11 protein-coding genes are annotated in these 11,536 nt (G+C 53.0%); 1 reads left to right on the top strand and 10 read right to left on the bottom strand.

The genetic code is table 11. The features are described from left to right. The 8 genes from GQY55_RS12105 to GQY55_RS12070 form a co-directional block, all read right to left on the bottom strand. Positions 1–451: PIG-L deacetylase family protein (locus GQY55_RS12105; RefSeq protein WP_201452141.1), on the bottom strand; the 451-nt coding region annotated here is incomplete at its 3' end. 3 nt (positions 452–454) lie between these two features. Then, complete coding sequence (locus GQY55_RS12100) at positions 455–1,420, bottom strand: GNAT family N-acetyltransferase (protein WP_160041554.1); 966 nt, start codon at positions 1,418–1,420, stop codon at positions 455–457. A gap of 33 nt (positions 1,421–1,453) precedes the next feature. Beyond that, complete coding sequence (locus tag GQY55_RS12095) at positions 1,454–2,647, bottom strand: anhydro-N-acetylmuramic acid kinase (RefSeq protein ID WP_160041552.1); 1,194 nt, start codon at positions 2,645–2,647, stop codon at positions 1,454–1,456. 4 nt (positions 2,648–2,651) lie between these two features. Next, positions 2,652–3,512, bottom strand: a complete 861-nt coding sequence (locus GQY55_RS12090; RefSeq protein ID WP_160041550.1) for a carbohydrate ABC transporter permease — start codon at positions 3,510–3,512, stop codon at positions 2,652–2,654. Positions 3,513–3,531: 19 nt separating this feature from the next. Continuing rightward, positions 3,532–4,434, bottom strand: a complete 903-nt coding sequence (locus GQY55_RS12085; RefSeq protein ID WP_160041548.1) for a carbohydrate ABC transporter permease — start codon at positions 4,432–4,434, stop codon at positions 3,532–3,534. 84 nt (positions 4,435–4,518) lie between these two features. Continuing rightward, positions 4,519–5,937 (bottom strand): ABC transporter substrate-binding protein, encoded by a 1,419-nt coding sequence (locus GQY55_RS12080; RefSeq protein WP_160041648.1) that lies wholly within the window; start codon positions 5,935–5,937, stop codon positions 4,519–4,521. A 69-nt stretch (positions 5,938–6,006) separates the two neighbouring features. Beyond that, complete coding sequence (gene murQ, locus GQY55_RS12075) at positions 6,007–6,921, bottom strand: N-acetylmuramic acid 6-phosphate etherase (RefSeq protein WP_160041530.1); 915 nt, start codon at positions 6,919–6,921, stop codon at positions 6,007–6,009. A 318-nt stretch (positions 6,922–7,239) separates the two neighbouring features. Next, positions 7,240–8,100: a MurR/RpiR family transcriptional regulator gene (locus GQY55_RS12070; protein ID WP_160041528.1), complete on the bottom strand. Its 861-nt coding sequence runs from the start codon at positions 8,098–8,100 to the stop codon at positions 7,240–7,242. Between the two features lie 368 nt (positions 8,101–8,468). Between GQY55_RS12070 and GQY55_RS12065 the strand changes: the two genes are divergently transcribed. Next, the gene (locus tag GQY55_RS12065; protein WP_160041526.1) at positions 8,469–8,711 is read left to right on the top strand and encodes a hypothetical protein; all 243 of its coding nucleotides are present in this window, start codon (positions 8,469–8,471) and stop codon (positions 8,709–8,711) included. A 171-nt stretch (positions 8,712–8,882) separates the two neighbouring features. On the opposite strand, the gene GQY55_RS12060 is transcribed toward GQY55_RS12065, so the two are convergent. Both GQY55_RS12060 and GQY55_RS12055 read right to left on the bottom strand, forming a co-directional pair. After that, positions 8,883–10,004 (bottom strand): 5-methyltetrahydropteroyltriglutamate--homocysteine S-methyltransferase, encoded by a 1,122-nt coding sequence (locus tag GQY55_RS12060; RefSeq protein ID WP_236575563.1) that lies wholly within the window; start codon positions 10,002–10,004, stop codon positions 8,883–8,885. Positions 10,005–10,301: 297 nt separating this feature from the next. After that, entirely contained in the window at positions 10,302–11,489 is a 1,188-nt protein-coding gene (locus GQY55_RS12055) for an FAD-dependent oxidoreductase (RefSeq protein ID WP_201452140.1), read from the bottom strand. Positions 11,490–11,536 lie beyond the last annotated feature (47 nt).

Genomic DNA, 11,536 nt, shown 5'->3' with positions numbered 1-11,536 from the left:
GTCTGGAAGCAAAATGCGCCGGCAGCTCTCTTTCGAAGGAAGCGAGTCCCGCAAAGAAACGGGCGTCGTTGACGATGTTGTGGGTGATCGCATGGTCTTTGTGCATGCTGTTTTTCCAGTGCGTAATGATGACGTTCGGTTTTACCCGGCGGATGACGTCGCACACGCGCAACCGCATGTCTTCGTTGTCCTTCAACTCGCCGTCCGGAATATCGAACACGATCGATTCGCCGCCGAGCATATCGGCAAACGCTTTCGCTTCGTTGACTTTTTGCCGGCGGTATTCCGCCATGTCCTGTCCGGCCGGCACGCCCCGTTCGCCTGCGGTCAAGGCAAGCGTAACGATCTTGTCCCCCTTGAGGGAATGGCTGGCAAGCACCCCGCCTGCCGTCAATTCCGCATCCCCGACATGTCCGCCAATCGCCATAATCGTCAATTTCTGTTCGCTCATTCCTTAAAACTCCCTTCTCATGACTGAAAATTGTTTAACGGTTCGGAAGCCTGCTTTTTCATAAATCCGGATCGCCGGATTGGTACTGCCTGTGTACAACGACATATAATCGGTCCCGATCGCTTTGAACGCTTCGCACAGCTTAAAGAACAGGATCGTTCCCAGCCCGTGCCCTTCGTGCTCGGGATGCACCCCGATGCCGGCAAAATAACCCCGCCCGTTATCCTGGCGAATGACCGGCCCGGCAAAACCGACGACCTGCCGCCCATGCGCCGCAACGACCACCGGCGTGCCGTCCGACGTGCATTTGCCGATTTCCTTTTCCCACAGCGGGTTGTTCAAACCCTTAAGCATTTCAGCCACGCCTTCATGATTAGCGCTGTCGAAAAGCCCCGTCTGATATCCTTCTTCAGCAGCTTTCCGCTCTTTGGCGCGGATTTCCTCCGGCATGGAAAACGGTTCGAGATTCAAATACATTGCGCATTCCTTCGCCCGTTCGGCATATCCTTCGCTCAGCAAAAAGGAATGCAGCCTGCTTCCCACCGGCACGCCCGGGGCGTTGTTGTGCTCATGCCGCGGCGTATCGGGTATGTACCACGGCAGCATCATCGGGTTAAAAAACAGAACGTCCGCCTGCTTTTTGCCGAGCTCGCGGAACCGGCCTTCGACGGCGTCGAGCAGCTGCTTATAATGTTCGTCCGTCCGGCTCCCCTGCTCCAGCACGATGCAGGTGATGTACCCGGCAATGTCGCCAAGCGGCAGGTCGTCGCCGGTGCATCCGCAGGCAAAACCCGTTACCCGCCCGTCTTCGATCAGGACAAACGTGCCCAGCTTGTCGAAATAAGGACTGGAAGCAAAAATCCGTTCGAAGCTTTGCTCATTCAGCTCCTTGTACCCGTCTTTCACCGCTTCTTCGTTCCACAAATCGATTACCGCCTGCGTGTACTTCCCATCCCAGGTATGAATCATGTCCAGCGGCACCTCCGTGTTTTTGATGATAGATTAATAGCTGATTTTCCCCATGATGACGGGCCTAGCGGCTCCGGTGACATTCGGGAGATTGTTCGGCTGCCGATTCATCGCATAATCGGCAAGGAGCGCAAACGCGACCGCTTCTTTTGCGTCGCTGCTGTGGCCGATAGCTTCCTGCGTCATCACTTGAACTCCCATCGGCTCCATTACACGGCGCAAGAAGCCGACCAGAACCGGGTTATAGCTGCCGCCTCCGCCAACGATCAAGACGTCGGCCGGCGCACGGTCCCGTACGTAACGGCGGTACGCATCGCCGATCGACCAGGCCGTCAGCATCGTTACGGTCGCCACCACGTCTTCCGCTTTCATGCCCTTTCGTTTGGCGATGTCCAGCACCCGGTCGATGTAGACCGAACCGAACATCTCCCTCCCGGTGGACTTCGGGAGCGGCTGTGAATAATAAGGTTCCTTCGTTAGCAGTTCCAACAGCTCTTCATCGACAGTTCCGCGGCCGGCAATGGCCCCGCCGGCATCCATCGTTTGCCCGGGATACAGCCGCTCGACGACGCCGTCGATGATCATGTTGCCCGGTCCGGTATCGAACGCGTACACCTGCTCCGGCGGGCAGCCGGCAGGAATCACCGTCATGTTGCCGATGCCGCCGATGTTTTGCAGCAGGAGGGTGCGGTTCGCTTCCCTGTACAGAAGGTATTCCGTAAACGGAACGAGCGGCGCCCCCTGACCGCCTACCGCCATATCGGCGGGGCGAAAATCGGTCACGCACGGAATTCCCGTCCGCGCGGCGATGACCGATCCTTCCCCGATCTGAACCGTATAACGAATGTCGTAGCCATGCCGTTTTTCCGGTTCCGGCGCATGATAAATCGTTTGGCCGTGCGAGCCGACGACGGCGACATCCGCGGGCTTCAGCCCCGCCGCCTTGATGACGGCAAGCGCCGCTTCCGCGGACAGCTCGCCCAGCAGTACGTTCATGCAGCCGACTTTGTCGATCGTAGCCTTGGTCGGATCAAACAGGTCGAAAATCTCCTGCCTGACGGCTGCCGGATAAGGCGTATTTTCAAAGGCGATCAATCGGACGGATACTCCCTCGTCGGAGGCATCCGATATTTGTACTAGTGCTGCATCTATTCCATCCACTGACGTGCCGGACATAAGTCCCACGGCATAGCGGCTTGCATGCAAATCCAAAGTTTCGCGCTTCATCGGCTCAGCCCTTCACCGCACCTACGGTAACGCCTTCCAGGAAGTATTTTTGCAGGCTGAAGAACAGGATGAACATCGGCAGTGCGGAAATGGTCGCCCCTGCCATCATCGGCGCAAAATAAGTCGTATTCGCAAAACGGAAGTTTTTCAGTCCGACCTGGATCGTCTGCATATCCATGGAGTTGGTGACCAGGAACGGCCAGAAAAACGTGTTCCAGTTATCCATGAAGGTCAAAATGGCCATGACCGCAAGTACCGTTTTGGATAACGGAATGATGATACGGAAATAGATTTGGAACTGGTTGCAGCCTTCGATTTTGGCGCATTCCAAAATTTCGTTCGGGATGCTGCTCATGAACTGCTTTGCGAGAAAGATGTTGTACACGGTGACCAGACCCGGCAAAATCAATGCCGTATACGTGTTTTGAATATGAAAAATATTGACGATCAAAATATACAGCGGAACTTGCGTCACCTGATAAGGAATCATCATGGCGATCAGCAGCAGCGAGAAAATGAGCGCTCTGCCTTTGAATTTGATTTTCGAAAACGCATATCCCGCCATGCTGGCGAACAATACGTTGGTGACCATAACCGTGGTAGCGACAATCAAGGAGTTCAGCAGCCAGCGGTAGGTGTATTCGCTGAATTCGAAGAAAAATTTGTATGATTCCAGAGAAAAACTGCCCGGGATCAGTCTGTAATCCATGGCCCCGGCTTCAACGGGTTCACCAAAGGAAGAAATAATCATATAGTAGATCGGAAACAGGGTTGCCAGCGCGAATACCAGAAGAATGGCGATCAGAATCGTGTTTCTGGCGAGCCGGAGCTGAGGTCTCCCTGCATGAGGGTTATAAAGCGACATAATGCTGCATCTCCTTCCTTTAATATTCCACGTCTTTGCCCAGGAATTTGAATTGAATGACCGAAATGAGCGCGATAATGGCTGCAAGTACAAGCGACTGCGCCGCGGCTTTGCCGAATTCGAAATATTTGAACGCGTTGTTGAAGATCAGCAAACCTACCATCGTCGTCGCGTTGTCCGGTCCCCCGCCCGTCATCAGGTAAGCGTTCTGGAACACCTGGAAGGAACCGATGACGCCCGTTACCAGCAGGAAGAGGGTTGTCGGTTTCAGGCAAGGCACAACGATGTACCACAGCTTTTGCAAAAACGAAGCTCCGTCGAGTTCAGCCGCCTCGTAATAACTACCGTCAATGCCGAGCAATGCGGCAAGATAAATGATGATACTCGTGCCGTGACTGGACAGCCAAGCCATCAAAACGAGCGAGAACATGGCATAAGCGCTGGATCCGAGCCAGTTATGCGTCCCGAGGCCAAAAAACGAAGTCACTTTGTTAAATATTCCGACAGGCATCGGATCGAAGATCCACAGCCAAACGAGGGACAACGCCACGCCGGAAGCGACGGCCGGAAGGTAATAAACCGCCTTGAAAACCGTCTGCATTTTTTTCTTCAGCGGCAGAATCATGATCGATACCGCAAAAGAGAGAAGAAGCGACACCGGTACGGTCAAAACCGTATAGACGATGGTGTTTACGACAGCCTTCCAGAACAGCGAGTCCTTGAATGTGGCCGTATAATTTTCAAAACCGACGAACTCCGAACCCCGCGGCTTATACTGTTGGAAGCTGATGATGAGTGCGCTGATTACCGGATATAGCGTAAACATCGCAAAAACCAAAAGGGCCACGGCTATAAAAGCATATCCCCATGCTGCATCGCCTTTTATTTTTCGCCGTTTGATCGGTTTGGCATATTCAGTCATCTTGCGAAACCCCTTTCATACTTCTTTTCAAAGGCAATTGGATGAAAGCCGTATGGAAGTCATACGGCTTTCCAATTGTATTCTCTAGTCTTTTACGATGCCGTCTTCGCCGAAGGCTTGAACCGCAGCGGATTTCACCGCTTCGTACATCGCCTCCGGCGTGATTTCGCCGGCGATCAGGGCTTGAAGCTTCGGCACGATAACTTCATCTTCAAGCTTGATGGCTTTTGCGCCAAGATCCGTAGGGATGTCCGGACGGGCAGGCACCGCTGTTTTCAGCATCGCTTCCACCGCTGCTTTGTTATCCGGATCGCGATCGCTAGGCATGCTTTCGGCCGCTTTTCTGCCGCTTTCCGTAATTTGGGCTACGTAAAGCTCGTTGTTGGTTGTCGCCGCAATTTCGCCGCTGGACAGGAAGTTGGCTGCCTTAACCACGTTGGCTTTGTGGGCGGCGGTTGGATCTTTGGTGCCTTGGAACGTAACGTAACCGTCGACAGCTACGCTCGCTTGCGCCTCAGCCCCTGCAAAAGACGGCACGGGCAGCACGACATATTCAACAGGAATGGAACCTTTGACGGCGCTGTCGTCTTTGTTTTTCAGCTTTTCGTTGTTCAGCTTCGCGGATCTTTCGAAAACGGCGAGGCCTTTACCGGTGATCATCGTCTGGCCTGTCAGGAACATGTTCCAGCGTTTGCCGGCATCAATGGAGCTGAGTTCTTTCGGCATGGAGCCGTCGTCGATCATCACGCGGATGTCTTTCAGCACTTCCAGGAAGTTTTTGCTGGTGTAAGCATATTTCAGATCCTTTGTGAATGCGGCAGGCATGCCGGCGCTTTTAACGAGAATGCCGAGGTAATCCTTGGAGGTTACGCCGGCTGTTGCGAATACGAATCCGTAACGGGAAGTTTTGCCGTTTTCAGTCACGACGCCCTTTTTGATCGCTTCGCGGAACTCGTCGAAGGTCCAGCCTTCTTTTTGCACCTTTTTATAGTCGATGCCGGCTTTTTCTAAATACTCTTTGTTGCCGCCGATCGCATGGGCTTCCATGTATGCCGGGAAGCCGTACAGGCCTTTGCCGTTTTTCATGTATTCAAGCGGTGCAGGGTCATAATCTTTGAGCATATCTTCGGTGGCCACATCGGAAATATCCATCAGCATGTCATTCTGCGCATATTTCGAAATGCCGTCGGAACCCATGAAGGCGATGTCAGGCGGGCTGCCTGCGTTGACCTGCGTATCCAGCTTCTGCGTCATGTCCTCCCAGCTGGCAGGCTCGATTTTGAGCGTCAGGTTCGGATATTTTTCATTGAATTGTTTTTCCATATCCTTAAAACGGTCTTGGAAGTTCGCGGACACCGGCGGAAGCAAAGCCGTGATCGTGTCTTTTGCATTCGGATCGTCCGCATTCGCGGATTTATCGTCTTTGCCGCCGCAAGCGGACAATGTCGTCAAAGCCATGCTGATCGCAAACACGGAAGCCAATACGCGCATTTTCTTTTTCATCATCAAAAACAAGCCTCCTTGAAAATATAAATCAGTTCGTTTTTTCTTTAGGCGAAAACTAAAATCCCCTTAAACCACCCGGTTGAATTCATGGATTGCTTTTTTCAAGCTGCCGTCGGCCCGGTTCAGCGCCTCTTCGGCAGGACCTGCCGCAAGCCCGGTTTTGATCATCATGATCGCCAGCTTGCAATTCATGGAAGCGCTTTCTAAATACGCAGCAGCCTTGGCGTCATCGACCCCTGTCGCCGATTTGATGATGCGGATCGATCGATCCCGAAGTTTGATGTTGCTTGCCTTCAAGTCAACCATCAGGTTGTCGTACGTCTTGCCCAACTTAACCATAGTACAAGTGCTGAGCATATTCAAAACCAATTTTTGGGCAGTTCCGGCTTTCAGCCTTGTTGAACCCATGATCACCTCAGGCCCGACCACAGGCGCAATGCAGATATCGCAGACCGTCTCTAATTTGGATGCTTTGTTGTTCACGACGCCGATCGTTGCCGCTCCGATTTCGCGCGCTTTCCGAAGCGCCGCTATGACGAATGCCGCACTGCCGCTCGCCGTGATGCCGATCACCGCATCCTTGTCCGTAACCCCGCACTGCTCGATTAATGCAACCCCCTCCTCCGTACTGTCTTCGGAACCTTCCACAGCCAGTCTCAGCGCTCCATCGCCCCCGGCAATATGACCTTGCACAATTGAAGGATCAGTGCCGAATGTCGGCGGACATTCAGATGCGTCCAGAACGCCCAATCTGCCCGAAGTACCGGCTCCTATATAAAACATTCTGCCGCCATTTTTAAGCACGCGGTGCAGAACGTCGACCGCTTTCGAAATCTGCGGTATTTCCGCAGCCACGGCGGCCGGAACCTTGGCATCCTGTTCGTTCATGAGACGAAGCATTTCTTCTGTGCTGCATTCATCGATCATCCGAGTCTGCTCATTGATTCCCTCTGTTGTCAGCCCCGCCAGATACTCATCCATTGCGATCCTCCTATCCATATATTCATTTCTGGGAAGTCGCAAAATCCAAAGACGGATCAAGGCACAATATGTAGTTTTATATAGGTTGTCTGTCACTACATGATGTGTATCAAAACCGCACTTTTGATATTTGCCAAATCCTCTTCTTGAATTCATATTAACGAGAAATTTCATTTTGGTCAACAGTTTTTGAAATATTATTTTATTATAAAATAAATTATTGTTATTAAATTTTAGCTTGTACGCGCCTCGAACCGGATGCGGAAACGAAAAAAGACACCTTCTTTCAGCGAAAGAACGGTGTCTTTGATCATGATTTTAGCGATGTTTGCTAGCGGCGATGATGTTATGCGTTTTGGTCAAATATTTCTTCACGTTTTTGTATTCCGCGCTTGCCACGCCGGCAAACAGAATGTCGATAATCGTCAGCATCGCGATGCGCGAGCCCATGGCGCCGCTGCGGATCGTCACTTCCGGCGTCGAAATGTTCAGCACGATGTTCGCTTTGTCCGCCAGCTCGCTTTTGTTGTATTTCGTAATCGCGATGATGGTGGCGCCGCTTTTTTTCGCGATTTCAAGCGAGTCCAATATTTCCGAGGTTTTGCCCGAATTGGAAATGAAAACGGCGACGTCTCCTTTGTCGAGCAGCGTCGCGGCCGTCAATTGGCTGTGGCCGTCGGTATACGTGTGGCACATTTTATTGATCCGCGAAAACTTCTGTTCCGCATCGATGCCGACAAGGCCCGAAGCGCCGATGCCGAAGAAAACGATGCGGTTGGACTTCCTCAGCACCTGCACGGCGCGGTCCACCTCGTTTTTGTCGATGACGCTGAGCGTATCTTCAATCGATTTGATGTTGTTCCTGGACGTATTGGAAATGATAACGGACAGGTCGTCCCCCGGCTGAATGTCGGTATACTGATCCTTCTGCTCTTCCATCGAACCGAGCGATGCCGATATGCTGACGATAAAACTGCGGTAGCCCGAATAACCCATCGTTTTGCAAAAACGGAGCACCGACGCGTCGCTCGTTTTGGTCAGCTGGGCCAAATTTTTGATGGAAAGATGGGGAATTTCCTCGACGTTTTGCAGAACGTATTCCGCCACCATTTTTTCGACCGGCGTCAAACTGTCTTTCATTTCGCGAATTTTAATCAAAATGTTATCGTGGATTGACATACGTATTCCCTACTCATCTTAGTGTAATAGAATCATGGCATTTCATTCGCTAGTGTACATAAAAACAAACCGCGAATCAAGATAATAGAAAAACTAGAAATATCATGTAAACGACGTGAAATAAAAATAAATTTCAAAATTTGCCTATCATCTTAAAATTTTAATTCTATTTTATATTACAAGCACGGAAAATGCAATCAATCTGACATGACGGGGAATGGTTCGTGTTCGGCCATCCACATTTGAACCGCCTAACCGCCATCCCTTTGGATGCCAAGGATTCCCGTTTCGCTTGCGGAGGGTATAGCTGCCGTTGCCGGTTCTCTTTTTCTTTCATATGATGTTTTGTCAACGGAAGGAGTGATAAAATGGACGCGTATTACAACTGTTTGAACTGCATGAACCGGAAAGTACGCATTCTAACGATAGACCGCAAAGTCTATGAAGGAAAAATCGTAAAGGTCGACAGAGAAAGAGTATATTTGGAAACCAGTGAAGGCGGGCCTGTCAGAACTTCGGCTTTTGGGCCATACCGCCGCTATGGCTTCGGATACCGCAATCAGATTTTGACTCTCAGTCTGTTCACGCTGCTTGCGATCGCATTGATTTGACCGGATTTGATCTCCTCGGCCGAGGAGATATTTTTTTGCACTGCGGTAAAAGGGCTGCTCTACGCCCCCGGTTCGTTTTGCCGCCTTATTACGAGGTCGTTTCAAAAAAACACGAAGCACCGGTGATAGCGCCTCGTGTTGTCTCTAAGCCTTTGATGATCAGCTAAAATATCAATCCCAGATTTCCTTTGCCGCCGCGACGACAAGCCCAAGCTTGTTCCATTGATCCTGCTCCGCAACGGCGTTGCCTTCCTCCGTCGAAGCGAACCCGCACTGCGGGCTTAAACAAAGCTGCTCAAGCGGCACGTATTCAGATGCCTCCCGAACGCGGCGCTTGATGTCTTCGACGTCTTCCATCTCGCCCGTTTTGGTGGTGACAAGCCCAAGCACGACGCGTTGGTTTTGGATATGGCGGAGCGGCTTGAAATCCCCTGCGCGGTCGCTGTCGTATTCCAGGAAAAAACCGTCCACGTTCACGCGGGAAAACAGCTCTTTGGCAATCGGCTCGTAACCGCCGTCGTACAGCCAGGAGGATTTGAAATTGCCGCGGCAAATATGAATCGTGACAGCCATATCTTCCGGCTTATCCGCTACGGCGTCGATCGTGATGTCGGCGAACGTTTTCATCAGCTCGTCCGGGTCATATCCCTTCGCTTTGATCTTTTCCCGGAACCCGTCGCTGAACAGCGCGCCCCAGCTCGTATCGTCCAGCTGCAAATAACGGCAGCCGGCTTCATAAAACGCGCGGATCGCGTCGCGGTACACCTGCACGATATCTTTCGCGGCTTCCTCAAGTGACGGGTACGCCGGATGATCGGCATATTTCTGGCTGTTGATGACGCCGGAGTAAAAAATCATGTTCGGGCCCGGAATCGTGAATTTCGCCACATGGTCTCCGGCCGCCTGCTTCAAAAACGCAAAATCCGCCAGAAACGGATGATCCGCCGGGAAGCCGAGCTTGGAAGCCACCGTATATCCTTTGGCTTTGTTCATCGCGCCATGGAACAATCCGGCCGCGTCGAGATCAAACACTTCGATTCCGTGTAGCGCTTCGATGAAATCCAGGTGCCACCACGTCCGCCGGAATTCGCCGTCGGTCACCGCCGTCAGCCCGGCGGCTTTCTGTTTTTCCACCAGTTTTACGATTTCAGCATCTTCGACCGCGCGGAGCTCCGCTTTCGAAATCTGTCCCGCCTGATGTTTGGCTCTGGCTTCTTTTAACGCTTGCGGACGCAGAAAGCTCCCTACCTGGTCGGCGCGGAACGGGGGTTTTTTATTCGTATCCGTTTTCAAAATCGTCGTCTCTCCTTTTCCTCTGTCAGCAAAACCATGATGTGCAAGTTTGCCGTAAACCTGATACTTTTGATTATCCTACTTCTCCGGACGGTATACAAGCTAAATTATCAAAAACAGCAGTCCGGTCTGTCCAGCCAACCGATACCCGTGGTTATCGCTCCCTATGAAAATCGGGATAAAAACAAGAAGCCGCAAGGATGCGGCTTCCAAGCGTATGGGCTTTTGTCGTCTTACATTAATGAAAACGATCAACGTCTGTTCAACGGTATCACACCGGGATGTCGACAGCGTGGATCAGGACTGTACGGCTCCATCGTGCCGCCCTTTGTGAGAGCCGTTGAGGATGTCGATGAGTCCGAATGGTGCACGGTCGTCGAAGCAGAAGAGCTCGTGGTTTTGGTGCGCCTCTGCGGCGGCTGCCTCACTGCGAGGGAATAGTGCCTCTTCGTAGGCGCTAAGTGCCTCTTCGATGTCGCCTTGGTGCGCAGCGATCGCCTTTCCAAGCTCGGCCCCGTCGAACATTGCCAGGTTCGCGCCCTCGCCGGCGAATGGCGACATCAGGTGCGCGGCATCACCGAGGAGCGTCACGCCGGGCACGCGGTCCCATCGGTGCCCGACCGGGAGTGCGTAGATCGGGCGCAGGATCGGTGCGGTATCGCCGTCGGTGATCAGCGACGTAAGCTCCGGTGCCCACCCGTCGAACTCGGCCGCGATTCGTGCCGTCGTCGCGGTGGGGTCGGTGAAGTCGATATCGGCGATCCACTCGGCAGTGCGGTTCAGCGCGACGTACGTGTGAAGGATGTCCCCCGCCTCGCGGTGCACGAGGATCCCCTTCCCCTGGACGAACGCATAGCACGAGCCGCCGCCGACCATTTTGGAAGCGGCGGGGTGCCGCTCATTGGCGTCGTACAGGTAGGTCTCGATGTACGTCGTGCCGACGTATTCAGGCTTCGCGCCGGAAACCAATGGGCGGATCTTCGACCAAGCGCCGTCCGCACCCACGAGGAGTTCCGTGCGCACGATGGAGCCGTCCGCGAAAGTCAGTTCATGCCGGCCGTCGCCGAGGGCGGCGGCGCCGACGAGTTTTTTTCCCCACTGGATCGTTTCGGGAGGCAACGAGTCGAGAAGGATGCGACGCAGGCCGCCGCGAAGTACCTCGGGGCGTCCGCCGTTGCCGTCGTCGGGCTTATCGAGGAGCACCTTCCCATGCGGGTCAAGCACCCGTGTCGCTTCGCCACCTTTGTGGACCAGGCCGAGGAACTCGTCGAACAGTCCTGCTGCCTGAAGGGCAAGTTGTCCGTTGTACTCGTGGATATCGAGCTGCCCCCCCTGCGCGCGGGCTTCTGCCGAGTGTTCCGCTTCGTAGATCGTTGCGGGGATGCCGTGAATGTGTAAGACGCGTGCGAGGGTCAGGCCGCCTAAACCGCCACCAACGATCGTAACGGGTTTCGTCATTTTTCCTGAACTATTTTTTTTAGTCATATTTCCCCTCCTTATTCTATTTACCTTCGTACATTCATGATTTAATT

The organism is Paenibacillus sp. USDA918EY, from assembly GCF_009870825.1.
Classification (GTDB): domain Bacteria; phylum Bacillota; class Bacilli; order Paenibacillales; family Paenibacillaceae; genus Paenibacillus_AQ; species Paenibacillus_AQ albilobatus.
This window is presented reverse-complemented; position numbering and strand designations above follow the sequence as displayed.